This window comes from Sphingomonas flavida, assembly GCF_036663655.1.
Lineage (GTDB): Bacteria > Pseudomonadota > Alphaproteobacteria > Sphingomonadales > Sphingomonadaceae > Sphingomonas.
The window spans coordinates 1-25,696 of record NZ_JAXOJH010000003.1; the positions used below are offsets into that span (position 1 = coordinate 1).

Below are 25,696 nucleotides of genomic sequence, written 5' to 3' on the forward strand. Positions count from 1 at the left end.
TACGGCCAAGTCCCGCTTCGTCGGTGCGGAAAAGGCCGAGAATGCCCGGCCCGAACTGACCAGCGCCAAGATCATCGTCTCGGGCGGTCGCGCGCTGGGCTCGGAGGAGCAGTTCCATGCGCTGATCGACCCGCTCGCCGACAAGCTGGGCGCCGCCGTCGGCGCTAGTCGCGCGGCGGTCGATGCGGGCTATGCCCCCAACGACTACCAGGTCGGCCAGACCGGCAAGATCGTGGCCCCGGAAGTCTATGTCGCGGTCGGTATCTCGGGCGCGATCCAGCATCTGGCGGGGATGAAGGACTCCAAGGTCATCGTCGCGATCAACAAGGACGAGGACGCGCCCATCTTCCAAGTCGCCGATATCGGCCTGGTCGGCGACCTGTTCACCGTCGTGCCGGAGCTGACCGGCAAGGTGTGAACATGTGGTCTCCCTCCTCAGTGGGTGGGGAGGGATGCCGGTCCGCCTGCGGCGTTAAATCCGACTTAGGCTCTGTGGTGTAGCATTCCCATATGGTCGTGGAGTGCGGAATGAAGCCTGCAGAGCCTCTGGCGTTGAACCATAGTTGGCCCCTGTTCGAACGCGGCCTGCGTTTCGACCTGGGATGTCTCGACGCACCCGACCTGAACCTGGCCGGGACCCAGGACGCGGCGCTGGCCGCGCAGGGTATCGGGCGCTGGTCCTGCGATCTGACATGTAACCGGCTTAACTGGTCGACGGGTGTTTACGACCTGTTCGCCTGGCGGCGCGACCGGCCGCTGGATCGGGACGGCGTGCTGCGGCTCTATCGATCCGAGTCCCTGTCGGCGGTCGAGCGGCTTCGCGCCTATGCGATCCGGCACCGTCGCGGCTTCACCGTCGATGCGCATATCCGGACGCCGGGCGGGTCGCGCTGGATGCGGATCGTCGGTGCCCCGCAATGTCAGGGCGCGCGGGTGATAGCGCTACATGGCCTGAAAATGGACGTCAGCGCCGAATATCGCTGATCTATGTGAGAAAAACCCTGCAAAATTCGATGGCTGCTTGTTAGCGCCGCGATGCTCCGGTTAGCATTCGCTCATGACAGACAATATCACGGGAGGGGGCGGTCGCCGCATACGGACGATCGCGGATCTGGCGGAGATGGCGGGGGTATCGCCCGGCACCGTGTCGCGGGCCCTGGCGGGCAAGGCGCTGGTCAATACCGAGACGCGCACGCGTATCCAGGCGCTGGCCGACCTGCACGGCTTTCGCCCCAATCAGATGGCCAGCCGCCTGCGCACCCGGCGCACCGGCGTGATCGGCATCGTCGTGCCGCTGGGCCATGATCGCCGCCAGCACTTGTCCGACCCATTCTTCATGACGATGCTGGGGCATCTGGCCGATGCGCTGACCGAGAACGGCTATGACGTGATGCTGTCACGCGTGATCCCGGATGCCGCCGACTGGCTGGACCGGGTGGTCGACAGCGGCATGGTCGACGGCGTGCTGCTGATCGGCCAGTCCAACCAGTATGAGGCGATCGAACGCGTAGCCAGCCGCTATCGCCCGCTCGTCGCCTGGGGCGTGACGCTGCCCGATCAGGTCCATGCCGCGGTCGGCACCGACAATGCGAAGGGCGGTTATCTGGCCGGGCGTCACCTGATCGGGCGCGGATGCCGCCGCATCGCCTTTCTGGGTGATATCGGCGCGCCCGAAATCCGTCAGCGGCATGACGGCGTCGCGCGCGCCATGGCCGAGGCGGGAATGGACGGCGGCCCGGTACAGTTGCCCACCCATCTCGCCTCCGACGAGATGGAGCAGGAGATCGCCGCCCATATCGATGCACTGGTCGAGCAGGGCGGGGGCGTCGTGCCGATCGACGGGATCGTCGCCGCATCCGACATGATCGCGATGACCGCAGTGCGCGTACTTGCCGACCGGGCCATCGCGGTGCCCGACACGCTGCCGGTCATCGGCTATGACGACCTGCCGCTCGCCGCGCAGGCGGTGCCGCGCATCACCACCATCCGCCAGGATATCGCGGCCGGCGCGCAGGCGATGGTCGATGCGCTCTTCGCCCGGATCGGCGGGGGCGAGGCGGGGTCGGTGGTGCTCGACCCCGAACTGATGGTGCGCGAAACGGCCTGAGCCCATTCCTCCCCGGCAAGACGTGGGACCAGTAAAGCATGGAGGAGGGGAACGCCGGTTGCGAGCGTGGGAAGCTTCGCAACGGGTGACACCCCTCCGTCAGGCCTTTGGCCTGCCACCTCCCCTTGTAGGGGAGGAATAGTTCAGGCGATCGTCACCCGGTCGCCGTCGAACGCCAGTCTGAACCACGGCGCGGCGGTCCCGCCGAAACGCTCGCGGCGCAGGGATACGTCATCGCTCGCGTCGCGGCCTGCCATGCCCCAGTAATCGACGAAGCTGGTGACATCGCCTTCGCCCGTCACCCACCAGCAATAGGCCTGGGTCGGCTCGTCCACCGGGTTGCCCGCGACCAGCCCGGTGCCATTGACCGGCCGCCACGGCCCCGCGAAGCGATCCGCGACCATCGCATATAGTCCGGTCGGCGCGCCCAGGCCCGGAGCGAAGCGCTTCTCCTGAGTCGACCAGAAGCAATAATAACGGCCGTCGCGCACGATGATGTGCGGCCGCTCCAGTTCGCTGTTGACGCCGAGGGATTCGATCAGCGGCGGCTGGATGGTCCAGCGGTCGCCTTCGCGCTTGGCGACACCGACGACGCCGTCGATATCCTGTTTCACCCAGCCCGCCGAGCCAACGAACAGCAGATACTCCGCGCCGTCCATAGGATCACGGAAATAGCCGGGATCACGAAAGCCCTTGATGCCGCCATTTTCCGGCTCGGCCTGATTGGCGACGATGTAATGATGGCCGTCCGCCGCGACGCTTTCGACCGGTTCGCTCCAGCCTTCGGTACGTGCGTCCTCGCCCTCGACGATGAAGCGTCCTTGTGTTTCGAACAGGCGCTGTTCGAAGGTGCGGGGCTGTCCGCGCCGCCCGGAGGCGGTGAAATACATGGTCAGCGTCGTGTCGTCCTCGCCCAGCACGGCCGAGCCCGACCATTCGCGGCTACCCGGCGTGAAGCCGTCGGCAAAGGTCACGCCATGATCGCGCCAGCCATCCGCGCCATAGCTGGTCAGGCGGATGCGCGCTTCGTCATGCCGCATCTCGGGATCGGAGAGGCGCGGCGTCGCCAGGAAGAACCACCAGCTCCGCCCGCCGAAAAAGGCGGTGCGGCCATCGGCATAGGCGATCTGCCACATGTCCCAGAGATCATGATCGGGCAGGATCGGCACGACGTCCGCGGCGGTAAAGACCGGCAGGCGCGCATCGGCCTGCGCGGCGATCCCGGCCAGCGCTTCGGCGGACCAATGGGCAGGGTTGGGCCAAGGGGCAGGAACGTCGGTCATGATACCTCAGGGAAAATCGGGTAAAGGGGATCAGGCTTGCGGGGCCGCACCGAGCGGTAGCCCCTGCGCATTGCGGGCGCGAACCGTATAGACCGAGACGGCGGCCAGCAGCATCAGCACGCCGCAGAGCGTCAGCACGTTGCGCGGATCGCCGCCCAGCCAGCTCTGGTAGAATAGCGGCAGCGTCACGCCGAAGATCAGCATCGGGATGACGATCATCATGTTGAAGATGCCCATATAGACGCCGGTCCGCTCCGGCGGGATCGAGCCCGCCAGGATGACATAGGGGTTGCCCATCATGCTCGCCCAGCCCAGGCCGATACCGATCGCGGGCAGGAACAGCATCGCCTTGCTGGTCATGTGCGGCATCACCATCATGCCGATCCCGGTGATGACCAGGCAGGCGGCGTGGAGCGGCGCCGCGCCGATCCGCTTGGCGAGCGGCACCATCGCAAAGGCCGCGACGAAGGCGACGCCGTTATAGAAGGCCGCCACCTCGCCATTGGTCAGCACCGCCGCGTGGAAACCCGACGAGGTCGCATCCGCCGTGCCGTACACCGAGCGGCCGATCGCGTAGATGACGTAGTTCCAATAGGCCATCATCGCATACCATTGGAACAGGCTCATCAGCGCCAGCTTGCGCATGGGCAACGGCATGTCGCGGATCGCGTCGCCAATCTCCTTCAAGGTGGCGCCGATGCCCTTCGGCGCAGCGGCGATACGCGCGCGCTCCTCGGGCATCAGGGGCAGTTCGGGGACCCGCCGGATCGACCAGACGATGGTGACGAAGGACAGGACCGCACCAATCATGAAGACGACGCGCGCGGTATAGGGGATGTTGTGCCCGTCCACCCAATCCGGGTTCATCCCCGCCCAGACCAGGATGGAGGGCGTGAGGAAGGCGAGCATCTGCGCCAGACCGGTAAACGCGCTCTGCGTCAGGAAGCCGACATTGTGCTGCGACCCGTCCAGCCGGTCGGAGACATAGGCGCGGTACGGCTCCATGGTGATGTTGTTGCCCGCATCCAGGATCCAGAGCAGCGACACCGCCATCAGCAGCGACGAACTGAGCGGCATGAAGAACAGGCCCAGCGCGCACAGCACCGCGCCGATCAGGAAATAGGGCGTGCGCCGCCCCCAGCGGCTGTCCGTCCGGTCGCTCATCGCGCCGATCAACGGCTGGATCAAAAGGCCCGTCATCGGCCCGGCCATCTGCAACAGCGGGATCTGCGCCTCGGACGCGCCCAGATAGCTGTAGATCGGCGCCATGTTGCCCTGTTGCAGCCCGAAGCTGAACTGCAGGCCCAGGAACCCCAGATTCATTTCCAGGATACGGGTCAGCGACAGACGCGGCTTGAACGGCGTTCCGGTTCCGGCGGCGGGGTTGGACGGGGTCATGCGGGTCCTCTCGCACGCGGGGGTGGGCCTGTAGTCTATCGCTGGCTTGCCGCGTCGGGGCCATCATGCCGTGACGGATCATAGATTGCAACAAACGATTGCAACGATAAGCGACGAGCCGTGTAACGGCAATTTTAGAAACGTTTAGGGCTTGTCGTCATCCTTGCGGGCCAAAGCAGCACTTTCCCGCTTCAATGGGCGCGCCACCGGACAGACTTCTTGGACGAAGCCGTTCAGCGTGTTGGTCAGGCTTTCCGGCACCAGCCGATAGAAGACGAACTGGCCGCGCTTTTGGCTGGTGACGAGGCCCGCTGCTTCCAGGATCGACAGATGCTGCGAAATGGAGGGCTTGGCCATGTCGAAGCGCGAGGCGATGTCGCCCGCACTCAACTCGGCATGGGCCAGATAGGCCAGGATACGGCGGCGGGCCGGATTGGCGAGGGCCTCGAATACGCGTTGCATGCGGGGACATTTAGGCAATTCGCTAACCGTTGACAAACGCCATTCGGTATTTAGGAATATACCTAATTGTATAAGGAGTGTCGTATGACTGTCCGTTCGACTGCACGCATGATCGCCTTGCCGGACAGCGACGCACGGCGGGGGCAGGTACGATGGGCACCGATCCGCTCCCTATGGATGATCGGCATGACCGGATCGGCGCTGGTCCTGGCGCCGTTGTACATGACGCCGGGAGCGGTGGCACTGTGGCTGATGACGTCGGCGGTCACGCTGTGTCTGGGGCATTCGATCGGGCTTCACCGGTTGCTCATCCATCGTAGTTTCACCGCACCGCTCTGGTTGGAGCGGGTGCTGGTCTATCTGGGCACGCTGGTCGGCATGGCAGGGCCACTGGGCATGGTACGGCTCCACGATACCCGCGACTGGGCGCAGCGGCAGGTGGCGTGCCACGACCTGCATGCGCACCGTGCACCACTCCTCCGTGACGCCTGGTGGCAGATGCATTGCCGCCTCGACCTGACGCATCCGCCACGTTTCGAGCCGGAGGCTCGCCTGCGCGACGACCGGTTCCTGGTGTGGCTGGAGCGGAACTGGATGGCGCAGCAGCTTCCCTAGGCGTTGTTGTTCTTCTGGATCGGCGGCATGCCTTGGCTGGTCTGGGGCGTGCCCGTGCGGGTGGCGATCGGCGTGACGGGGCACTGGCTGGTCGGCCATGTCACCCATCGCCGAGGCCTCAGGGTTGGACCGTAGACGATGTCGCGGTGCAGGGGCATGACCTGCCCGCCGCCGCGCTGATCACCTTTGGTGAGGCGTGGCACGGCAATCACCATGCCTGGCCCGACTCTGCCCGCTTGGGTGTCGAGCCGGGCCAGCATGATCCGGGATGGTGGGTGCTGATCGCCCTGCGTCGCATGGGGCTCGTCCACGATCTCAAGGAACCGGCGATGCTGGCTCCACGCGAAGGCCTGCACCGGGTGGTGAAACAGGGCGATGCGTTGGGATAGGATCGTGAACCCCGCTCACCGCCCGCCGGGCGGCAGGTTCGTCTCCAGATAGCGGGTCATCAGCGAATAGAGGTGGATGCTGGTATTCTCGCCCTCATAGATGCCGTGGCTTCGGTCGGGATAGGCCATCATCGTGAACGGCTTGTTGAAGTGGATCAGGCGGTCGACCAGCTGGTCCTGGTTCTGGTAATGGACATTGTCGTCCAGCGTCCCGTGGATCAGCAGCAGATTGCCCTTCAGCCGGTCGGCGAAGGTGATGGGCGAGCCGTTCTTATACCCTTCCACATTGTCCTGCGGCAGACCCATGTACCGTTCCTGATAGATGGTGTCGTAGAGCTTCATGTCGGTCGGCCCCGCGACCGCGATGCCGGTCTTGTAGAGGTCGGGATAGCGGAACAGCGCGTTCTGGGTCATCGCGCCGCCGCCGCTCCAGCCCCAGATGCCGATCCGGGCGGGGTCGATATAGGGGCGGGTGGCCAGCATCTTGCGCACGCCCGCCGCATAGTCGGCCGAGGCCAGGATGCCGACCTGGCGATAGATGCTCTTGCGCCAGTCATGGCCGCGCGGGGTGGCGGTGCCGCGCGGATCGAGGCTGGCGACCAGATAGCCCCCTTGCGCCAGCATCCGGTGCCACAGCCCCTGCGACCCGGCCCAGCGGTCCGCGACCGTCTGGCCCCAGGGTTCGCCATAGACGAAATAGAGGATCGGATAGCGCTTGGCGGGATCGAAGCCCGGCGGCTTGATCAGCCAGCCGTCCAGCTGCGTGCCGCCGCCGATATCGACACGGAAGAACTCGGTCGCAGGCAGGCCGGTGTCCTTGATCACCTTGGCCAGCGGGGCATTGGCGGCCAGCGTCCGCAGCGGCTGCTGACGGGTCATGTCGAGCATGTCCGTGACCGGCGGCGCATCGAAGCGCGAGACGGTGTGCAGCGCCCAATGCTCGCCCGGCGCGATGTCGTAGCTGTGGGTGCCGGGCTGGTTCGCAGGCGTCAGCCGCTCGACCTTCAGCGTGCCCGACAGGGTGGTGCGATAGAGATAGCGCTGGGTCGGATTGTCGGGCGAGGCGATGAACCAGGCATAGCCCGCCTTTTCATCGACGTTGAGCAGCTCGACCACGTCGAACTTGCCCGGCGTGCGCAGGGTCGCGCGACCGGTCGCTCGGTCGACGGTGTAGAGGTGCCGCCAGCCGTCGCGCTCGGACAGCCAGGTGAAGCTGCGCCCGCCGTTCAGCCATTCGGGCGCGACATTGGCCTCGACCCACGCGGCGTCCCGCTCGACCATGATCGGCTTGACCGCGCCGGTCGCCGGATCGCCGAGCAGGACGTTGTAGCTGTTCTGGAGCCGGTTGGACTGCTGGATGAACAGCGCATCCGATCCACCCGCCCAGCTGATCTGCGGCACATAGTTCTGGCGCGGATCGCCCGTCAGCTTGAACCAGCGGGTCGCGCCATCGGCGACGTCGATCACGCCGGTCGTCACCGCCGAGTTGGTCGTCCCCGCCTTGGGATATTGCAGCGGGATCACCTGCGAATACTGGCCGCCGGTGTTCTTGATCATGTCGAACGTGCCGACGCCCTTCGTGTCGAAGCGCAGGAAGGCGATGCGCCGGGAGTCCGGGCTCCACTCGAAGGCGCGGTGAACGCCGAATTCTTCCTCATACACCCAGTCGGCCAGGCCGTTGACGACATAGTCGTCGCCGTCCTTGGTCAGGGCGATGGGCGCACCGCCCGCGATCGGCTCGACATAGATGTTGTTGGCGCGGACATAGGCGATGCGGCTGCTGTCTGGGGAGACGGTGGCATAGAGCAGGGTCGAGGGCGCGGCGTCCGGCCCGACCTTGTGCAGGCGGCGATTGGCCACGTCGTACAGCCAATAGTCGGATAGTGCGTTGGTCCGGCGGAAACGCTGGCCGTTGGTCTGGATCAGCAGCCACTTGTCGTCGGGCGACCATTCATAGCTGTCGATGTTGATCGGCGCGCTGGCCCCTGCCGGGATCAGGTCGGCGGCGGCGACCACGACCTGGCGCTGGCCATCGGTGATGCGATAGCGGACGATATCCTGCCCGCCCTTGGCCGCGGACTCCAGCGCGAGATAGCTCTCGCCGTCCTTGCTCCAGCGGCTGGAGCGGACGGACTCGGTACGCACCGCGCCCCGGCCGAAAATGCCTTCGACCGACAGGGCACCGGTGGGCGCGGCGGACGGGGTGCCGGCGGTGGTTTCGGCGGGAGGCAGCGGCACGGGCGTCTGCGCCGTCAGCGGCGTCGCCAGCGCGATCGAGGACAGGGAAACCAAAAGCCCGGAAATCCGCCAGCACGACCGCATCGACCCATTCACTCCCTGATTGGAAACCGCCAGCCTAACCATGTCTCTGAAAATCGTATACTGAAATCTTCGTGGCGATCGTTTCCGATGCGACTAAGGAAGGTGCTCAGGCGATCGGGAAAGGACGACTGGCGGATGACGGCGGGTATCGAGCATGTCGCGATCATCGGGGGCGGCTTTGCAGGCACGCTGCTGGCGATCAATCTGGTTCGCCATGACGGACCCCGCGCCACGCTGATCGAACGGCGCGCCAACCAGCTGGCACGCGGTGTCGCCTATAGCGCGGCCCATGCCGACCATCTGCTGAATGTCCGCGCGGGCAATATGAGCGCGTTGCGCGACGATCCGGACCATTTCGTCCGCTGGCTGGTCGCGCGGGGGGCAGGGGATGCCAAGACCTTCGTGCCGCGCCGGGTTTATGGCGACTATCTGCGCGACTTGTTGATGGAGACGATCGCGGCGAACCCGGCGCGGCTGACCCTGGCAAAGGGCGAGGTCGTCGGGCTGGATCGCGACGGGCCGGGCTATCGCCTGCGCATGGCGGAGGAGGGAAGCGATGGGGCCGCGCTGACCGCCGATGCGGTGGTGCTGGCGCTGGGCAATCTGCCGCCGCACACGCCGCCCGGTATCGACCCGGCCACCCTGGCCGAGGGCTGTTACCGCGAGGACCCCTGGGCCGGGGATATCGCCGAGGGGTTGGGCGAGGATGACCAGGTGCTGCTGGTCGGCAGCGGGCTGACCGCGATCGATGCGGCGCTGCTGCTGGATGCGAGCGGCTTTGGCGGGCGGACCATCGCGATGTCCAGGCGGGGGCTGCTGCCGCGCCGCCATGCCGATGCGCCGCCGGTCACGCCCTTGCGCGAACGGCCCGCCGCCAGCCTGTCCGCCTTGGTCCGGCACGTGCGATGCGCCGCGCAGGAGCAGGGGTGGCGCGGCGCGGTCGATGCGCTGCGCCCGGTGACGCAGATGATGTGGGGCGCGGCGGACGGCGCGACGCGGGCACGCTTCCTGCGCCACGTGCGACCCTATTGGGATGTGCATCGTCATCGTCTGGCCCCCTCGGTCGCCGATCGGGTCGAGACGCTGATGGCGGCGGGGCGGCTGGCGATCACGGGCGGCAAGTTGGTGCGGGTCGAACCGCAGGGCCAGGGCGCGGTCGTCCACTGGCGCCCGCGCGGAGCCGAGGCGGTCGAGACGCTGGAGGTCGCGCGGATCGTCAACTGCACTGGGCCGCAGGGCGACCTGCTCCGGTCGCGCGAACCGTTGATCCGCCAGCTGCTGGACGCCGGGATGATCCGCCCCGATGCCTTGCGCATCGGGCTGGAGGTCGATGCGCAGAGCCATGTCGTCGCGGCGGATGGCGGGGTGGACGACCGGCTCTATTGCATCGGCCCGATGACGCGCGGCGGGCTTTGGGAGGTGGTCGCGGTGCCGGACTTGCGGCAACAGAATTGGGAATTGGCGCGGCGGCTGGCGCACGCGCAATGGGTCGGCGGCGAGGGGCTCTGACCGTTCCTCCCCCTCCGGGGGAGGAATCAGGCCATCGCCCCGATCTTCTTCAACCAATCCGCATGGCTCGGCATGGATTCCGCCATCTGTCCGATCGCGCCCGCCAGCTTGCCCACGAAGCCCCGGCTCTGCACGGGGTCGCCGTAAGCCAGTAGCGGGTCCAGTCCCTGGGGCATGTTGAACTGCCCGATATGCACCGCCGCCCAGCTCGCCGGGCCGAACAGGTCCATGTCGCGCGCCACCAGCCGACCGCTCTCGCGGAAATGCGCGATCTTCATTTCCAGCGTGTCGGGGATCGGCATCGCCGCACATTGGCGCCACAGCGGTGCATCGGTCCGCTCGGTCAGCTTGTAGTGCAGGATCAGGAAGTCGCGGATCCGCTCATATTCGGTGATCGCGACGCGGTTATATTCCTCGATCACGGCAGGTGAGAAGGCTTGGGTGGGGAAATAGGCAAGCAGCTTGGCGATGCCCGCCTGGATCAGGTGGATGCTGGTCGACTCCAGCGGCTCCATGAACCCGCTCGACAGGCCGATCGCCACGACGTTGCGGTTCCACATCAGTCTGCGCCGCCCGGTGGTGAAGCGCAGGAAACGCGGATCGCCCAAGGCCCGCCCGTCCAGATTCGCCATCAGCGTCGCCGCAGCTTGGTCGTCCGACAGGTGGCGGCTGCAATAGACATAGCCATTGCCCGTCCGGTGCTGGAGCGGGATGCGCCACTGCCACCCCGCTTCGCGGGCGGTCGAGCGGGTATAGGGCGTCAGGCCGTCCCCGCCGGTCTCGCACGGCACCGCGACCGCGCGGTCGCAGGGCAGCCAGTGCGTCCAGTCTTCATAACCGGTGCCCAGCGCCTCCTCGATCAACAACCCGCGAAAGCCCGAACAGTCGACGAACAGGTCGCCCGTCAGCACCCGGCCATCGTCCAGCATGACCGAGGCGACATGACCGCGAACGTCCTCCAAAGCGTGGCCCGCGATCCTGCCCTCGACCCGCACCACGCCGCGCGCCTCGGCATAGCGGCGCAGGAACTGGGCATAGAGCCCGGCATCGAAATGATAGGCATAGTCGAAGGTCGAGGCGACGCTGCGCGGATCGGCCATCGGCGCGGCGAACCGCCCGCGCTGGCCCGCGCCCCAGGCCATGGACAGGTCATCGAAGGCGATGCCGCTGTCCGGCCCGCCCGCCGCCAGCCAATGCTGATGCACCGCCACCAGATCGAAGGATTTGCCGTGCGTGCCGAAGGGGTGGAAATAACGATGCCCCTCGCGTCCCCAGCCGACGAATTCGATACCCAGCTTGAAGCTGCCCTTCGTCTCGCGCAGGAACTCGGCCTCGTCGATGCCCAGCGTCTGGTTGAACAGGCGGATGGGCGGGATCGTCGCCTCGCCGACGCCGACCGTGCCGATGGCATCCGATTCGACCAGCGTGATCGAAAGCCCGCGCGGACTGGCATGGGCGAGTGCCGCGGCCGTCATCCATCCCGCCGTGCCGCCACCGACGATCACGACCGAGCGAATCGCATCGGGGGAAGGGGTCGTCATCGCCATCTCTCTCCTCTGGGCACGCGCGGCCCCGCACATTCTTAGCCGGTCGATAGGGCCCGCGCCGCTGTGCTTTCTCGATCACAGAAAGGTAAAATTCTTTGCAATGGTTTGCAATGCTGCCTTGCAAACGATTGCGAGTGTGATACCCAAAATACACGGCATCCCGGACAGCGGGACGAATCAGGAGAGGGTTATGACGACGAACGTTCTGCGTTCCTGCGGATCGATGGCTGCCTTGGCAGTGGCGCTGATCAGCGCACCGGCCTTTGCACAGACGGCGCAAGCTCCCACCCCGGCGACTCAGGAGGGCGCGACCCCCGATGCCGGCGTGTCCAGCGAAGACATCGTCGTCACCGCGACCAGCGGCGAGCGGTCGCGCTTCCGCAGCTCGATCTCGGTCTCGCAGGTCAGCCAGGAGGCGATCCAGAATTTCACCCCGCGTTCGACCGCGGAAATCCTGCGCAACATCCCCGGCCTTCAGCCCAGCGACACCGCGGGCCCGGGCGGTAACGCCAATATCGGCGTGCGCGGTATCCCGGTGTCGACCGGCGGTTCGGAATATGTCTCGCTGCAGGAAGACGGCCTGCCCGACGTCCTGTTCGGCGACATCAACTTCGGCAACAACGACTATTGGCTGCGCTTCGACCAGAACATCAAGACGGTCGAGGCGGTGCGCGGCGGTTCTGCCTCGACCTTCGCCAGCCAGGCACCGGGCGCGGTCATCAACTTCATCAGCAAGACCGGCGACGTGCAGGGCGGCCAGATCGCCTATTCCAACGGCCTGGGCTTCCGCGAGCATCGCGTCGACTTCGACTATGGCGGCCCGATCGACGAGAGCACCCGCTTCCATGTCGGCGGCTATGCGCGCAACGGCGGCGGCTATACCAACGAGAATTTCAACATCCTGCGCGGTTATCAGATCAAGGCGAACATCACCCGCGATCTGGCCGACAATCGCGGCTTCATCCGCCTGTACTTCAAGCGGCTGGACGAGCAGGCGCCGACCAACACCACCACGCCGACGCTCGCCACGCTGGACGGCGATCGCGTGACCGGCTTCACCCCGCTGCCCAATTTCGACGGGCGTTCGGGTTCGGCCTATACGATCTACAATCGCAACTTCCAGTATCTGGACTATGACAATGGCGGCGTGAAGTCGGCCGAGGTGCAGGGCATCCACCCGCGCGTCACCGGCATCAGCGGCCAGGTCCATTACGACATCACCGACAATATCTCGCTGGACGACACGATGCGTTACCAGTGGATCAGCGGCAACTTCACGACCCAGTTCATCAATGTCCAGACGCGCACCGGCACCGGCGGCCTGATTGGTTCGACGGTGAACGGCCAGACGGTCGGCTCGATCCGCTATGCGGCGGGTCCGAACACGGGCCAGTTGTTCACCGGCGCGTACATCAACAACAATCCGAACATCAACGTGTTCATGAAGAACATGGACAACTTCGCCAACAACCTGTCGCTGAACGGCAAGTTCGACGTCGGGCCGGGCAAGGCGCGGGTGACCGCCGGTCTGTTCGTGATGCGGCAGAACATCGTTCAGGACTGGCACGTCAACCGCCAGTATAGCGAGCTGAACGGCGAGAATGCCGCGCCGCTCGACCTGTTCTCGACCACGGGGACGCAGCTGACCGCCGCTGGCCAGGCCGGGTTCAACGACAATTGGGGCAGCTGCTGCGCGCGTCGTGTCGACCTGACCTATACCGACGTCGCACCCTTCCTGCAGGCGGGCTATGAAGTCGGCGGCCTGAACCTCGACGCCTCGGTCCGTTACGACAGCGTCCATGGCGAGGGTACCGCGCAGGGCGGCGTCGCAGGTCCCACGACCCGCGTGACGGATGCGCTGGGTTCGGCGCTGATCCCCTCGCTGGTGCTCAGCCCGAGCGTGGAGAAGATCAACTATACGGATGGCTATTTCAGCTGGTCGGTCGGCGCGCTCTACGCCTTTGACAGCAGCACCAGCGTCTTTGCCCGCGCCAGCCGTGGCGGCCGCTTCAACGCCGACCGCCGTGTCCTGTCGGGCAATTTCAACGCGGACGGCTCGCTGAACGCACAGGGGCAGGCGACTTCGGTCAACTTCCTCAACCAGCAGGAAATCGGCCTGAAGCAGCGCGGCGGCCTGGGGGGTGCGTCCTACTCGGTCGAAGTCACGGGCTTCCACTCGACCCTGACCGAGAACAACTACGACTTCACCCGGATCAACAACCCGGCGCCGAACAACAATCCGAACATCTCCAACGGCTATCGCTCCTACGGTATCGAGTTCAGCAGCCGCGTGACCTATGGTGATTTCCACCTGTCGGTCGACGCGACCTATGCGAATTCGAAGATCACCAGCAGCGCGACGCCGCAGCTGGTCGGCAAGAAGCCCGGCGGCCTGCCCGACTTTCTGTTCGTGGTATCGCCGTCCTATGATGCCGGTCCTGTGGCCTTCGGCGTCAGCATGAACGGCCAGACCAGCACCAAGTCGGACGACTTCAACCTCTACACGATCAAGGGCTCGACCTTCTTCAACGGCTTCATCACCATCCGGCCGATCGACAAGCTGGAGCTGGGCCTGAACGCCAACAACATCTTTGACAAGCTGGGCTTCCGTGGCGGCGGCGGCATCTTCCCGGTCCTGTCGTCGACCCAAGGCGTGTTCAACAATACCGCGCTTTATGGGCGCACGGTGACGGCCTCGGTCCGCTACCGCTTCTGATCGATCTCTCCCTGGGGCGGGTGCCGACTTGGCATCCGCCCCATTTTTCGTTCAGGAGGCTGGCCATGATCGATCCGGCCCCACCCGCCCGCACCCTGAAGGACATTGCCCGGCTGGCCGGCGTATCGCCCGGCACCGTCAGCCGCGCGCTGGCGGGCAAGAGCGTCGTCAATGCCGAGACGCGCCAGCGGATCGAGGCACTGGCCGCCGAGCATAATTTCCAGATCAACCAGATGGCCCGCCGCCTGCGCGCCCAGCGCACCGGTGTGATCGGCGTCGCCATCCCGCTGGGCCATGAACGGCGGCAGCGGCTATCCGACCCCTTCTTCATGACCCTGCTCGGTCATCTCGCCGACGAACTGGCGGCGCGCGACCATGACGTGATGCTGTCGCGGATCATCCCGGACGACGACGACTGGCTGTCGCGGATCACCCGGTCGGGGATGGTCGACGGCGTCCTGCTGATCGGCCAGTCGAACCAGCTTCCGGTGATCGAGGCGGTCGCCGAGACCTATATGCCGCTCGTCGTCTGGGGCAGCACCATGCCCGGCCAGCGCCACTGCGCGGTCGGCGTCGACAACCGGCTGGGCGGGCGGCTGGCGGGTGAGCATCTGATCGCGACGGGCCGCCGTCGCATCGCCTTCATGGGCGAGATCCGCACGCTGGAACTGGCGCAGCGCCATGCGGGACTGTGCGACGCGCTGGCCGACGCCGGGTTGCCCGCACCGCATCAACTCGATGTGGCGCTGGCCCCCGAACTGATGCCCGACCAGATCGCGGGCAATCTGGCGCGGCTGCGCGCGGCGGGGGAGGGGATAGACGGCATCGCCGCGGCCTCGGACATGATCGCGCTTGCCACCATGGCCGAACTGGTCGCGGGCGGGGTGTCGGTGCCGGGGGATGTCGCGGTCACGGGCTTCGACGATCTGCCGCTGGCCGAGCGGGCCATTCCGCGCCTGACCACGATCCGGCAAGATCTGGAGGCGGGGGCCAGGGCGATGGTCGCGGCCTTGTTCGACCGGCTGGAGGGGCGGCCGGCGCCGGGGCTTGAAATGCCGCCGCGCCTGATCGTGCGCGATTCCGCCTGACCATAAAAAGTCGGCGCGGTCTTAGGGAAGATCGACCGCGCCGTGAAGGTTTCAGGGAGTTCTTGGCAGATGTCAGGCCAGCGTCAGGCCGACATCCACATTGCCACGCGTGGCGTTCGAATACGGGCAGATCTGATGCGCGGCTTCGACCAGCTTTTCGGCCTCGCCCCGCTCGATACCCGGAAGATCGACGGTGAGGTCGGCGGTGATGCCGAAACCACCCGCCGCACGCGGACCGATGCCGACCTTGGCCGAGACGGCCACATCGTCGGGAATCTTTACCTTCAGCTGCTGACCCGCAACCTTCAGCGCGCCGATGAAGCACGCCGAGTATCCGGCCGCGAACAGCTGCTCGGGATTGGTGCCGTCGCCGCCCGCACCGCCGAGTTCGCGGGGGGTGGACAGCTTGACGTCGAGGGTCCCGTCCGCCGTGCTGGCATGACCGTCGCGACCGCCGGTGGCCCGCGCCTGGGTTTCATACTTTACGTCGATCGTCACACTGTTTCTCCGATAACATTTATCGCGATACATATATGGATGTGTCGATCGGGCTTGTCCAGCGGTTCTTTTATCGCGATACGCATTTCTGCATTACGGGAGATGGCGGATGTCGGCCCCTTGGCCGCTCGACGAACAGCTGTGCTTTGCCTTGTATTCGGCGAACATGGCGATGCAACGCACGTACAAGCCCATGCTCGATCGACTGGGCCTGACCTATCCGCAATATCTGGCGCTGCTGGCCTTGTGGGAAGAGGATGGACGCACGATCGGCGCGATTGCCCAGCGTCTGGGCCTCGAGTCGAGCACGGTGACCCCGCTGGTCAAGCGACTGGAAGCGAGCGGCATGCTCGTGCGCGAACGCGATCCCAAGGACGAGCGGCAGGTGCGCGTGCGGCTGACCCCCACCGGCGATGAATTGCGCAACCAGTGCGGATGCTTGGCCGAAGAAGTCACCGCGCGTTCGGGCATGACCGTCGAGCGGCTGTGCGGTATCCGCGACGACATACGCGGGCTGCGGCGGGTATTGGACCAGGGTCCCGATCAAGGCGGCGCGGCGTGATCCTCTACGATCATCCACTGTCCTCCTATGGGCAGAAGGTGAAGATCGCATTGCGCGAAAAGGGTATCGCCTTTGCCTGCGTGCTGCCGGAGGATTTCGGGACCGGGCGGCAGGATACCGACTTCGCCGCCGCCAATCCCCGGACCGAGGTGCCGGTGCTGATCGTCGAGGGGCGGGCGATCTTCGATTCCACCATCATCCTCGACTATCTCGACGAGCGCTGGCCGGAGACGCCGCTGATGCCGCACGATCCGCTGGCACGCGCCCGCCAGCGCGAGATCGAGGAGATTGCGGATAGCCAGTATGAGGCGGTCAACTGGGGCTTCGGCGAAATCCTGTGGTTCCGCCGGGCCGAGGGCGCCTTGGCCGACGACCTGCGCCATGTCGCGGCGACCGATACGCGGGTGCTGCAGGACTGGCTGGCCCGGCATCTGGGCGATGCGCCGTGGTTTGGCGGCGAGACGTTCGGGCGTGCCGATGCGGCGGTTGCGCCGATGGTCAATCGCTCGGTCCATTACGGTCTGGGCCCGGCGGAGGGATCGCCGCTGGCGCTATGGCACGCCCGTGTCGCGGCACGGCCCGCCGTGGCGGAAACCTTTGCCGAGTTCGATGCGGCGACTGCCCATATGGCGAGCGCGGCGGACCATTATCGCAGCGGCGGTCGGCGTCGCGAATATCGCGATCACCGGCTGGAATGGATGATCCGTTCGGGCGGGATGCCGATCGTGCAAGACGGTCTTCGCGAGGACACGATCCGGTTCAGCTGGCCGGGGTGAGGGTGGGGTGCCAGCCTTCGGCGCTCCGTCCAACCTGAACGAAGTCGAAGGCTGGCGGACTCCGACTACCGCTTGTCCGCCATCGTGAACACCACGCCGGGTGCGTCGCGCAGCGCCAGATATAGCGACCCGTCCTTGGCCGCCGGAACCGTCAGCCGCGCGCCCGTAAAACCCGCCGGAACCGTGATCGCGCCCGCCATGTCCGCCGTTGCGGCAACACGGTCGATCAGGAACAGATCGCGCCCCGCGATCCAGCACCCGGCTGCCTCGCACCCGCCGCCATCGACACGCGGTAGCCGGACCAGCGTGGCGAGTGGAGTCCAATCGCCCTTGATGTTCCCCCGCACGATCCGATAGCGCAGCGCGCCCGCCGCCGCCGGACCCAGCCGCGCCGGGTCGAGCGTCGCCACTGCGACCTCGGGCGAAGACAGGCGAACGTCGCGCCCGCCCTCCAGCGTGACGGACGCGCCGCCGTCGGCCGTGGCGACCTCGATCGCATCGGCCGGGGTCAGGCGGGCTCCATCGGGCGCGCGCAGGGAGAAGGTCAGCCGGGCATTGTCGGGCAACACCGTCTCGTCCCGCGTCGCGAGCGCGACCGCTGCGGCGGCGTCTTTGGGCGACAGGCTGCGCGCGATCAGCATGGCGGCGGGGCGCGGCGGGGCGGCGGTGATCGGCACCGACAGGGTGCGCCCGTCGCTCAGCTTGATCCGGGCGATCGTCCCATCGGGCAGGCGATTTTGCCCGGCGGCGGCGACCAGCCGGTCGGTATCGCCGTCACGCGTCAGGTCGGCGGGGGTGAGGTGGACATCGCCGATCTCGATCCCGGCGATCTCGTCCAGCCGCTGGCCGGTCAGCGTAACGAAGCGGTCGCCCTTGGCCAGCGTCACCGTGTCGATCCGGCTGGCGGGCGAATAGGCACGGACCGTCAACGTATTGGGGGTCGCGTCGCCGATCTGCTGCACCTCCAGCGTGACGTCGCCCGCGCGCAGGCCCTTTAGCGGCAGCGTGGCGATGATACGGTCCGCGCCGCCCAGCGTGAAGGGCACGGCCTGGGCCGCGCCATTGCCCATCCGCATCGTGACGCCGGTCACGCACGCGGCCGCAGGGCCGCTGAGGGCCAGGCCATTGTCACGGCCGATGACCAGGCTCTGGCCCGCATCGACCAGCCGCCAGTTGCCACTGCCGGGGAATTGCAACGTGAAGCTGGGCCCCTCGAACGTGTCGAAGCCCCATTGGCCGTGTAGCTTGGCCGAGACCTTGCCGGACAATGCGCCGGTCGGCAGCGGCCCGGTCAGGACATAGCCGCCGCGATCGGCGCGGGCGCGGACCGGCAGGTCGATCGTCTTGCCGTCGGCGCCGGTGATCGACACCATCATGTTGCGGGCGAAACCCGTCGAATAGATCAGCGGCGCGCCCTCGACCGGCAGGACAAGGCCGGGACGCGCGCCGCACAGGGGCGCATCGCCGGTCACGCGCAACCGCGGCGGGCTGGGCGCGTCGATGGCGGGCATGGCGGCGACCAGCACCGACTTGGGCTTGGCAAAGGACGGCGCGGCGTTGAGCAGCAGCGACATCCGTTCCCCCTCGCGCGTGGCGAGGGTCGGCAGATAGCCGAATTGCGGATTGCCGAACGCGCCGAACACCCGGGCGATATCGCGGATGACGCCGATATAGGGGCTGTAATAGCCCAGCCCGGCTTCGCGCGTATAGCTGAGCTGAAGCGCCAGGTCGGTCGGCGCACCGATCAGCGTGTCGGTCATCGAACTGCTGTGAATGTCCGCCAGCACCAGCGAGTCGCGATTTTCCAGCAGGCACGCGGCCTGCAACTCGATGACCCGCGCCAGGCAGTCGGCGTTCAGCTTGATCGCCAGGCTGTTCGACAAGGCGGGGGCCAGGGTGCGCAGGAATTCGGGGTGGCTGTTCTCCTGCGCGCGGATCGCCGCGACGAAGGCGTTCAGCCGCGACCGGTCGAGCGAGGCCTGGTTCAAGTCCTGTACGGCGCGGACGAACTCGCCCGGCCGGTCGCGCACCGCATCGACGATCGTGTCCGATGCACCACGCGTGTCGGGCACCAGGAACAGCGCCATCTGGCGTGCGCCCTTGGGCACCGTCAGGGTCAGGCGGCGATCCTTGTCCTTGGGTTTCCAGGTGTCGGCCGACTGGACCCAGTTCTTGGGCGGCGGATTGGTCGCACCGCTGAGGAAGGCCGAGAACAGGATGTAGCGCGCCCGCTGGTCGCTGGGCAGGTCCGCCTCGATGGTCAGGGTATCGCCCGTGGCCAGGTTCGGCACCTCGGCGATCGGCAGCGTCCGGTCGCCGCGCGTGACGCTGATCCGCAGGCCGGGGCCGGGCAGGTCGAAGGGGGCGGGATCGGCGGCGCAGAGCGGGCTTTCGACCAAGGTGGCGGCGGCGAGCGCGAGCGCCAGCAACGGGCGAGACAGGAGGAAGCGGGGGAGCATGGTTCGACTTAAGGCGAAGTCGGGCGGTGGGATCAACCCGCTCGAGACAAATGACATGCAGTCGTCACCTTTCATTCCTCCCCATTTTCGATGGGGAGGAATGGGCAGGGTTATCCCAGCTTGTCGGCGGTCCGCAGGTCGAAGTCGCTGGCGTCGTGGCGTTCGGGCAACTGTTCGGACGGATCGCCGATCGTTCGGTTGACCATCCGCCCGCGCTTCACCGCCGGGCGTTCCGCGAGTTCGCGGGCCCAGCGCAGGACGTGGGTATATTCGCCGACTTGCAGGAACTCGGCGGCCTTGTAGAGATCGCCCAGCACCAGCTGCCCATACCAGGACCAGATCGCCATGTCGGCGATGCTGTATTCGTCGCCCGCGACATAGGCATTGTCCGCAAGCTGGCGGTTCAGCACGTCGAGCTGACGTTTGGCCTCCATCGCATAGCGGTTGATGGCATATTCGATCTTCATCGGCGCATAGGCATAGAAATGGCCGAAGCCGCCACCCAGGAAGGGTGCGCTGCCCATCTGCCAGAACAGCCAGGACATCACGCGCGCCCGTGCGGCGGGCTCGGCCGGCAGGAAGGCGCCGAAGCTTTCGGCCAGATGGGTCATGATCGCGCCGGACTCGAAGATCGCCAGCGGCTCGGCCCCGCGGCGGTCGACCAGCGCGGGGATCTTCGAGTTGGGATTGATCGCGACGAAGCCGCTGCCGAACTGGTCGCCTTCCGAAATGCGGATCAGCCAGGCGTCATATTCGGCGTCCTTGTGCCCCGCGGCCAGCAGCTCCTCGAGCAGGATGGTGACCTTCACCCCGTTGGGCGTCCCCATCGAATAGAGCTGGAGCGGATGCTGGCCGACCGGCAATGGCTTGTCGTGGGTCGGCCCGGCGATGGGGCGGTTGATCGAGGCGAACTGGCCGCCATTTTCCTTTTCCCAGGTCCAGATGGCGGGCGGGGTATAGGCGTCGTCACTCATGGCAGGTCGCTCCATCGCGGTTCGGGCCGCAAATGGGGCGGGGGCCAGCCCAAAACAACCGGGCAAACCAGACCCGGCCGTGCTTTTATCGCAAGGGCGGAACGGGCCGGTCGCGGCGCACGTACAACAGCTCGCGCCGTCCCTCGCGCGGGACCGCCAGGACCAGGCGATAATCGCGTGCCAGTGCCGTCACCATCTGCGCTTGCGTCGCAGCGTTCCAGGGCGAGAAGGGATCGTCCAGCGTGACGATCGCAGGCGGGCGGCGGGCGAGGGTGCGGGCCACTTCGGCCGCTTCGTCGATGCCGATCGCCCCGCGCTCGGCCTCATAGGCGAGCGAGGAGGGGAAGGCATAAGGCGTGGGTATGCACCCGCCCGACAGGTGATAGAGGCTCGAGTCACCTGCAAAGACATAGGGGCATTGGCCGCCATCGACCGCCGCCATGACCCGCGCCATCCGGCGGATGCCGTCGCCTTCGCTCGGGTCGTTGGTCGCGGCATGGAAGACGAACAGTCCCGCCCCGATCACAAAGACCGCAACCACCGCTCGCCAGCGCATCGCAAAGGCGGGCGCGGCGGCCAGCGCCAGCGGGGCGACCAGCGGCAGCGCATAATGGTCGAAAAACGCGCCGATCATCGCGAAGGCGACGAGTGCGAAGCCCAGCCAGATGCGGGTCAGTACCAGGCCCTCATGCCTTGGCCCCTTGATCCCGGCATAGACCGCGCACGCGATCAGCGGCAGCAACTGTCCACCGATCCCCGCCAGCCGCCCGACGATCTTGGCGGCGGGATAGCCGCGCCGCAGCGTGATCGAGGTGAAGTTGGCGAACCAGAAAGCGTCGAACGTCGCCGGTGCGCTGGCCCAGAACCAGGCGACGACCGCGACCGTCGGCAAGAGTCCCATCGCCATCCAGCCGAGTACCGCGATCAGGACGACGCCGATCCTCGCCCGCGCCCGCCACAGATACCAGAGATGCGCCAGCCCGAAGAACGCCCCCTCGACCAGCGGGGTGTATTTGATCTGGATCGCGATGCCCGCCAGCAGGCATGCCGCCAGTCCGCTCAGCACGATGGCCCCCACCGCCCGTTCGGCGGCGCGGCGCGGCAATTCCAGGGTCAGGACCGCCGCTGCGGTCATCGCCAGATTGTAGAAGACCGGCGACTGGCCGCTGCCCCCGCTCAGCAGCGGCAACCACAGGATATAGGCGCCGCCCGCCGCCAAGCCGGCCGGAAAACCCAGTCCCATGCGTCGCGCCGCGAACCAGATCAGCCAGCCCGTCGCCGCCGTGCATGCGGTGCCGACTAGCTGATAGGCCAGGAACCCGTCGCCGGGCAGCAGGCGGAACCCGGCGAACAGCAGGAACAGCCCCGGCGGCTTGCGATCCCACAGATCGATGTACAGGCGCGCGCCGTGCAGCAGCCGGTCGCCGACCAGCAGATAATATTGCTCGTCGACATGCGCGACCGGATTGCCGAAATCCCGCATCCGGGTCAGCACCGCAAAGGCCAGCAGAAGCAGGGCGGCCCCCATCGGCCTGTCCAGGATCGGCCATATACGAGGGCCTGGGGGCGGAGCGGGGCGGGCGGTCGTCACGGATCGCCCCATGTCACCGCGCTCAGGGGCGGGCAAAGAAAATCGACATGGTTCCAGCGAGGTCGAAAAAAAGTTCGCGGGCATGTGCGGTTATCCGCGATCGGCAACGTCCTACCCATGAACCCCCGGCGATCGGCGCTTTGGCACCGCCATTTCCGGGGGCTTCGACAACGGGGGTTGTGAAGTCCAGTGGGCGGGAATCGATATGCTGCTTGATGCGGAGGGTGCGGCCTGGCGGAACGCCAATGCCTGTACCGGGGCGGGAAAGACGGATCAGGGGGGCGGCTATCTTGCGCCGTGCTGGACCGTCGTCGTGCCGTTCTTCAACGAAGAGACGCATCTGGCCGCAACGCTGGAGGGGCTGGCGGCACAGACGGTGCGGTTCCGGCTTGTCCTGGTCGACAATGGTTCGCTGGACGCCAGCGCGCGCATCGCGACGGAGACGTGCGAGCGGCTGGGGCTGGACCACATCCTCCTGCACCAGGGAAAGCCGGGGAAGATCAACGCGCTGCACCTGGGGCTGGCGCATGTCCATACCCGCTTCGTCGCGACCTGCGACGCCGACACCCATTATCCCGCCGATTATCTGGCGCAGGCGCAGGCGCTTCTGGAGAAGCCCGGCTGCGTCGTGGCGGGGGCCTATTTCATCGGGCCGCAGGACGGCGAGGCGGAGCGTCGTCGCGAGTCCGCCGCGATCCGGCTGGCGGGGCGCGTCCTGCCGCGGCAATGCCATGCGGGTGGCGCGGGGCAGGCCTTTCGCACCGAGGCGCTGAAGGCGGCGGGCGGTTTCGATTCGCGCCGCTGGAATTACGTGCTGGAGGATCATGAGGTCATCCACCGGGTGATGCGCCACGGGACGATGGCCTATGCCGATGGTTTCTGGTGCGTGCCCTCCGACCGCGAGCGGGATCGGCCGTCGATCCGCTGGACGCTGACCGAGCGGCTGGTCTACAGCGTGGCGGCGCCGTTCGCGGGGGACTGGTTCTTCTACGATTTCCTGGCGCGGCGGCTGAAGGCGCGGCGTCTGACCACCGAGCGGATGCGCGAGACGGCCTATCAGCATCTGGCGGGAGTCGTGGGTGAACCAGCTTATTCTTTGCGCTGACGATTTCGCCTTTTCCACCGAGGACAGTCTGGTCATCGCCGAGCTGCTGCGCTCGGGCAAATTGAACGCGACGAGTTGCATGACGCTGCGCCCCAACTGGCGCGAGGACAGTGCGATGTTGCGCGACCTGAACGCCACGGCGCAGATCGGCCTGCACCTGACGCTGACCGAAGAAGCGCCGATCTGGCCCAACGGTTTTACGCAAGGTGGGGTGATGCCGGGCATCGATCCGTTGACCCGCATGGCGGCGCGCGGACAACTTGATGCCGGAGAGATCCGGCGCGAGGTCGAGGCGCAATTCGAACGGTTCGAGGATGCGATGGGCCGCCCGCCCGCCTTTGTCGACGGTCACCAGCATTCCCATGCGCTGCCCGGCATCCGCCCCATCGTGCTGGAGATTACCCGCCGCCGGGCACCCGACGCCTGGCTGCGCACGTGTGAGGACCGGGTGGGTGCGCTGCTCGGCCGACCCTGGCGCGGCAAGGCGATCGGCAGTGCGTATCACTCGCGCGGGCTGACCCGTGCGGCAGAGGCGGTATCCCTGCGCTGCAATCGCGGATTTGCCGGGCATTACGGGTTCGACGGCCGCTTTGCCGAGGCATTGCCCTGCTTTTTCGACCGGGCAGGGCCGCGCCATCTGGTCATGTGCCATCCGGGGGCGGGCAGGCGGCCGGGCGATGCGATCGCGGCGGCGCGGCGCGACGAGGCGGATGTCTTGCGCGCGGTTTCGGTGTCTGACATGGCGGCGCAAAGCGGGTTGGCCTTCGCCGCCTGACGCGAGGGCGGCCGATTGGGTAGCGAGGGTCTGGAAGGCCGGTTCATGGAGGCGCGGCCGTTGCTGCGTCGCCTGCTGGTCGCCCGGCTCGGCTCGGCGGAGGATGCCGAGGATGCGCTTCAGGACCTGTGGATGCGCGTCGCCGACCTGGACGCCAGCCGGATCGACCAGCCCATTCCCTTTCTCTGCCGCATGGCGACCAACCTGGCGACCGACCGGCGCGTCGCCGCCGCCCGGCGCGGCGCGCGCGACGGCGCATGGGAAGAGGTGCAGCCGATCTCGGGCGAATATGCCGATCCCGAACGCGTGGCGCTAGGCCGCAGCGAACTGGCCCGCGCGCAGGCCCTGATCGCGCAGATGCCCGATCGGATGCGCGAGGCCTTCACCCTGTTCCGTTTCGAGGAACAGCCGCAGCGCGCCATTGCCGAGCATATGGGGGTCACGGTCAGTGCGGTCGAAAAGCTGCTGCGCCGCGCCTATCAATTTTTGCAGGAAAATCGTGAAGCCGAGGGTGCGGATCGGGAGCGACGGCGTCGTCATGAAGACGAAGGGAGCGTGGGCGCGTGACGCTGGAGGAACAGGCGATCGATTGGCACATACGGCAACGCGACATGAGCGCGGCCGAATGGGATGCCTTTGCGACGTGGCTGGAGGACAGCCCGGCGCATGCCCGCGCCTATGACGCCGTGGCGATGGCCGATGCGCTGCTGGTCGCCCCGGAGCATGTCGAGATGGAGGGCCCGACGCCCGCGCCTATCGCCGAGGTCGAAATTGCCGCCGCGAACGACAATGCCGGTTGGGGTCGCTGGTGGCTGATGGGCGGCGTGGCGGCAGCGGTCGCGCTGGTCGCTGGCCCTGTCGCGCTGCGCTATCGCCCCGACATCCGCATCGAACAGACCCGGCCGGGCGAGACGCGCCAGATCGCGCTGAGCGACGGCACCCGGATCGAACTGTCGGGCGGGTCGCGGCTGCGCTACGACCGCAACGACACGCGCACCGCGACGCTGGAGCAGGGGCAGGCGCTGTTCCGTGTACGCCACGATCCCGCCACGCCGTTCGAATTGCAGTCGGGGGCTGTCTCTATTCGCGACATGGGCACCGTCTTTGATGTGCGCCGCTTGGGTCAGCGGCTGGACGTCGCGGTGGCCGAAGGCGCGGTGTCGCTGGCGCCGCTGGGACAGCGGATCGCGCTGACCGCCGGACAGGCCATTCGCCTGGATGAAGGGCGACACCAACTGACCCGTGTGTCGGTCGATCCCGCGTTGGTCGGCGGCTGGCGCGAGGGCTATCTCGATCTGGACGGCGAGACGGTGGGAACGATTGCGGCGCGACTGCAATCCGCTTATGGCATGCGCCTCGCGGTGGAGGGGCCACTGGTCGATCGCAGCATCACCGGTCTGGTCCGCGTGACGGGCGATGCCGACAAGGACGTTCCGCGTCTCGCGAAGTTGATCGGGGCGGAGTGGCACCAGAGCGGTGGAAGATGGATTTTGCGGGCGTCGAACGAGGATCGTTGAACG

23 protein-coding genes are annotated in these 25,696 nt (G+C 66.8%); 14 read left to right on the forward strand and 9 right to left on the reverse strand.

Annotated features, from left to right (window positions below; genetic code table 11):
• The 3 genes from U1703_RS04290 to U1703_RS04300 form a co-directional block, all read left to right on the forward strand.
• The coding region (locus U1703_RS04290) for an electron transfer flavoprotein subunit alpha/FixB family protein (protein WP_332784730.1) at positions 1 to 418 on the forward strand (418 nt) is incomplete at its 5' end.
• Positions 419 to 528: 110 nt separating this feature from the next.
• A complete protein-coding gene (locus U1703_RS04295; RefSeq protein WP_332784731.1) occupies positions 529 to 984 on the forward strand; it encodes a hypothetical protein in 456 nt (151 codons plus the stop codon).
• Between the two features lie 73 nt (positions 985 to 1,057).
• Positions 1,058 to 2,107 carry a LacI family DNA-binding transcriptional regulator gene (locus U1703_RS04300; RefSeq protein ID WP_332784732.1) on the forward strand — a complete coding sequence of 350 codons (1,050 nt, stop codon included), beginning with the start codon at positions 1,058 to 1,060 and terminating at the stop codon, positions 2,105 to 2,107.
• Positions 2,108 to 2,250: 143 nt separating this feature from the next.
• Here the strand turns inward: U1703_RS04300 and U1703_RS04305 are convergent, their stop codons facing one another.
• The 3 genes from U1703_RS04305 to U1703_RS04315 all read right to left on the reverse strand — a co-directional run bounded on the left by U1703_RS04305 (position 2,251) and on the right by U1703_RS04315 (position 5,250).
• Entirely contained in the window at positions 2,251 to 3,390 is a 1,140-nt protein-coding gene (locus tag U1703_RS04305; protein WP_332784733.1) for a glycoside hydrolase family 68 protein, read from the reverse strand.
• 30 nt (positions 3,391 to 3,420) lie between these two features.
• Positions 3,421 to 4,788: an MFS transporter gene (locus tag U1703_RS04310; RefSeq protein ID WP_320452110.1), complete on the reverse strand. Its 1,368-nt coding sequence runs from the start codon at positions 4,786 to 4,788 to the stop codon at positions 3,421 to 3,423.
• Between the two features lie 144 nt (positions 4,789 to 4,932).
• A complete protein-coding gene (locus U1703_RS04315) occupies positions 4,933 to 5,250 on the reverse strand; it encodes a metalloregulator ArsR/SmtB family transcription factor (RefSeq protein WP_332784734.1) in 318 nt (105 codons plus the stop codon).
• A gap of 84 nt (positions 5,251 to 5,334) precedes the next feature.
• Here U1703_RS04315 and U1703_RS04320 point away from each other — a divergent pair, with 84 nt between their 5' ends.
• The gene (locus U1703_RS04320) at positions 5,335 to 5,865 is read left to right on the forward strand and encodes a hypothetical protein (protein ID WP_332784735.1); all 531 of its coding nucleotides are present in this window, start codon (positions 5,335 to 5,337) and stop codon (positions 5,863 to 5,865) included.
• A gap of 146 nt (positions 5,866 to 6,011) precedes the next feature.
• Positions 6,012 to 6,254 (forward strand): hypothetical protein, encoded by a 243-nt coding sequence (locus U1703_RS04325; RefSeq protein WP_332784736.1) that lies wholly within the window; start codon positions 6,012 to 6,014, stop codon positions 6,252 to 6,254.
• Positions 6,255 to 6,269: 15 nt separating this feature from the next.
• Here the strand turns inward: U1703_RS04325 and U1703_RS04330 are convergent, their stop codons facing one another.
• On the reverse strand, positions 6,270 to 8,546 hold the full coding sequence (locus U1703_RS04330) for a S9 family peptidase (protein ID WP_332784737.1): 2,277 nt from the start codon (positions 8,544 to 8,546) through the stop codon (positions 6,270 to 6,272).
• Positions 8,547 to 8,711: 165 nt separating this feature from the next.
• On the opposite strand from U1703_RS04330, the gene U1703_RS04335 reads away from it, so the two are divergent.
• Complete coding sequence (locus U1703_RS04335; protein WP_332784738.1) at positions 8,712 to 10,085, forward strand: FAD/NAD(P)-binding protein; 1,374 nt, start codon at positions 8,712 to 8,714, stop codon at positions 10,083 to 10,085.
• 26 nt (positions 10,086 to 10,111) lie between these two features.
• Here the strand turns inward: U1703_RS04335 and U1703_RS04340 are convergent, their stop codons facing one another.
• Positions 10,112 to 11,626 (reverse strand): tryptophan halogenase family protein, encoded by a 1,515-nt coding sequence (locus tag U1703_RS04340; RefSeq protein ID WP_332784739.1) that lies wholly within the window; start codon positions 11,624 to 11,626, stop codon positions 10,112 to 10,114.
• 196 nt (positions 11,627 to 11,822) lie between these two features.
• Between U1703_RS04340 and U1703_RS04345 the strand changes: the two genes are divergently transcribed.
• Together U1703_RS04345 and U1703_RS04350 are read left to right on the forward strand one after the other, a co-directional pair.
• On the forward strand, positions 11,823 to 14,348 hold the full coding sequence (locus tag U1703_RS04345) for a TonB-dependent receptor domain-containing protein (protein WP_332784740.1): 2,526 nt from the start codon (positions 11,823 to 11,825) through the stop codon (positions 14,346 to 14,348).
• A gap of 65 nt (positions 14,349 to 14,413) precedes the next feature.
• Positions 14,414 to 15,436 (forward strand): LacI family DNA-binding transcriptional regulator, encoded by a 1,023-nt coding sequence (locus tag U1703_RS04350; protein WP_320452117.1) that lies wholly within the window; start codon positions 14,414 to 14,416, stop codon positions 15,434 to 15,436.
• Between the two features lie 72 nt (positions 15,437 to 15,508).
• Here U1703_RS04350 and U1703_RS04355 read toward each other — a convergent pair whose 3' ends face one another.
• Positions 15,509 to 15,934: an organic hydroperoxide resistance protein gene (locus U1703_RS04355; protein WP_320452118.1), complete on the reverse strand. Its 426-nt coding sequence runs from the start codon at positions 15,932 to 15,934 to the stop codon at positions 15,509 to 15,511.
• A gap of 109 nt (positions 15,935 to 16,043) precedes the next feature.
• Here U1703_RS04355 and U1703_RS04360 point away from each other — a divergent pair, with 109 nt between their 5' ends.
• On the forward strand, positions 16,044 to 16,496 hold the full coding sequence (locus U1703_RS04360; RefSeq protein ID WP_332784741.1) for a MarR family winged helix-turn-helix transcriptional regulator: 453 nt from the start codon (positions 16,044 to 16,046) through the stop codon (positions 16,494 to 16,496).
• On the forward strand, positions 16,493 to 17,272 hold the full coding sequence (locus U1703_RS04365; protein ID WP_332784742.1) for a glutathione S-transferase family protein: 780 nt from the start codon (positions 16,493 to 16,495) through the stop codon (positions 17,270 to 17,272). The genes U1703_RS04360 and U1703_RS04365 overlap by 4 nt, the downstream gene beginning before the upstream one ends.
• Positions 17,273 to 17,337: 65 nt before the next feature.
• On the opposite strand, the gene U1703_RS04370 is transcribed toward U1703_RS04365, so the two are convergent.
• The 3 genes from U1703_RS04370 to U1703_RS04380 form a co-directional block, all read right to left on the reverse strand.
• The gene (locus tag U1703_RS04370) at positions 17,338 to 19,731 is read right to left on the reverse strand and encodes a hypothetical protein (protein WP_332784743.1); all 2,394 of its coding nucleotides are present in this window, start codon (positions 19,729 to 19,731) and stop codon (positions 17,338 to 17,340) included.
• A gap of 110 nt (positions 19,732 to 19,841) precedes the next feature.
• The gene (gene yghU, locus U1703_RS04375; protein WP_332784744.1) at positions 19,842 to 20,705 is read right to left on the reverse strand and encodes a glutathione-dependent disulfide-bond oxidoreductase; all 864 of its coding nucleotides are present in this window, start codon (positions 20,703 to 20,705) and stop codon (positions 19,842 to 19,844) included.
• An 85-nt stretch (positions 20,706 to 20,790) separates the two neighbouring features.
• The gene (locus U1703_RS04380; RefSeq protein ID WP_332784745.1) at positions 20,791 to 22,233 is read right to left on the reverse strand and encodes an ArnT family glycosyltransferase; all 1,443 of its coding nucleotides are present in this window, start codon (positions 22,231 to 22,233) and stop codon (positions 20,791 to 20,793) included.
• Between the two features lie 268 nt (positions 22,234 to 22,501).
• Between U1703_RS04380 and U1703_RS04385 the strand changes: the two genes are divergently transcribed.
• From U1703_RS04385 to U1703_RS04400, 4 genes are read left to right on the forward strand one after another with little or no spacing between them, the layout of a single operon-like run.
• The gene (locus U1703_RS04385) at positions 22,502 to 23,401 is read left to right on the forward strand and encodes a glycosyltransferase family 2 protein (protein ID WP_332784746.1); all 900 of its coding nucleotides are present in this window, start codon (positions 22,502 to 22,504) and stop codon (positions 23,399 to 23,401) included.
• Entirely contained in the window at positions 23,376 to 24,176 is an 801-nt protein-coding gene (locus tag U1703_RS04390) for a ChbG/HpnK family deacetylase (protein ID WP_332784747.1), read from the forward strand. The genes U1703_RS04385 and U1703_RS04390 overlap by 26 nt, the downstream gene beginning before the upstream one ends.
• A 15-nt stretch (positions 24,177 to 24,191) precedes the next feature.
• Positions 24,192 to 24,743, forward strand: a complete 552-nt coding sequence (locus tag U1703_RS04395; RefSeq protein ID WP_320452126.1) for an RNA polymerase sigma factor — start codon at positions 24,192 to 24,194, stop codon at positions 24,741 to 24,743.
• Entirely contained in the window at positions 24,740 to 25,693 is a 954-nt protein-coding gene (locus tag U1703_RS04400) for a FecR family protein (protein ID WP_332784748.1), read from the forward strand. The genes U1703_RS04395 and U1703_RS04400 overlap by 4 nt, the downstream gene beginning before the upstream one ends.
• Positions 25,694 to 25,696: the final 3 nt, after the last annotated feature.

What these genes read in the sequence shown, in the direction of transcription:
- U1703_RS04335 (WP_332784738.1), top strand. Translation starts at nt 8,712, where the DNA reads ATGACGGCGGGTATCGAGCATGTCGCGATCATCGGGGGCGGCTTTGCA.
- U1703_RS04385 (WP_332784746.1), top strand. Translation starts at nt 22,502, where the DNA reads ATGCTGCTTGATGCGGAGGGTGCGGCCTGGCGGAACGCCAATGCCTGT.
- U1703_RS04320 (WP_332784735.1), top strand. Translation starts at nt 5,335, where the DNA reads ATGACTGTCCGTTCGACTGCACGCATGATCGCCTTGCCGGACAGCGAC.
- U1703_RS04370 (WP_332784743.1), bottom strand. Translation starts at nt 19,731, where the DNA reads ATGCTCCCCCGCTTCCTCCTGTCTCGCCCGTTGCTGGCGCTCGCGCTC.
- U1703_RS04340 (WP_332784739.1), bottom strand. Translation starts at nt 11,626, where the DNA reads ATGACGACCCCTTCCCCCGATGCGATTCGCTCGGTCGTGATCGTCGGT.
- U1703_RS04315 (WP_332784734.1), bottom strand. Translation starts at nt 5,250, where the DNA reads ATGCAACGCGTATTCGAGGCCCTCGCCAATCCGGCCCGCCGCCGTATC.
- U1703_RS04345 (WP_332784740.1), top strand. Translation starts at nt 11,823, where the DNA reads ATGACGACGAACGTTCTGCGTTCCTGCGGATCGATGGCTGCCTTGGCA.
- U1703_RS04310 (WP_320452110.1), bottom strand. Translation starts at nt 4,788, where the DNA reads ATGACCCCGTCCAACCCCGCCGCCGGAACCGGAACGCCGTTCAAGCCG.
- U1703_RS04350 (WP_320452117.1), top strand. Translation starts at nt 14,414, where the DNA reads ATGATCGATCCGGCCCCACCCGCCCGCACCCTGAAGGACATTGCCCGG.
- U1703_RS04360 (WP_332784741.1), top strand. Translation starts at nt 16,044, where the DNA reads ATGTCGGCCCCTTGGCCGCTCGACGAACAGCTGTGCTTTGCCTTGTAT.
- U1703_RS04300 (WP_332784732.1), top strand. Translation starts at nt 1,058, where the DNA reads ATGACAGACAATATCACGGGAGGGGGCGGTCGCCGCATACGGACGATC.
- U1703_RS04295 (WP_332784731.1), top strand. Translation starts at nt 529, where the DNA reads ATGAAGCCTGCAGAGCCTCTGGCGTTGAACCATAGTTGGCCCCTGTTC.
- U1703_RS04380 (WP_332784745.1), bottom strand. Translation starts at nt 22,233, where the DNA reads ATGGGGGCCGCCCTGCTTCTGCTGGCCTTTGCGGTGCTGACCCGGATG.
- U1703_RS04305 (WP_332784733.1), bottom strand. Translation starts at nt 3,390, where the DNA reads ATGACCGACGTTCCTGCCCCTTGGCCCAACCCTGCCCATTGGTCCGCC.
- yghU (WP_332784744.1), bottom strand. Translation starts at nt 20,705, where the DNA reads ATGAGTGACGACGCCTATACCCCGCCCGCCATCTGGACCTGGGAAAAG.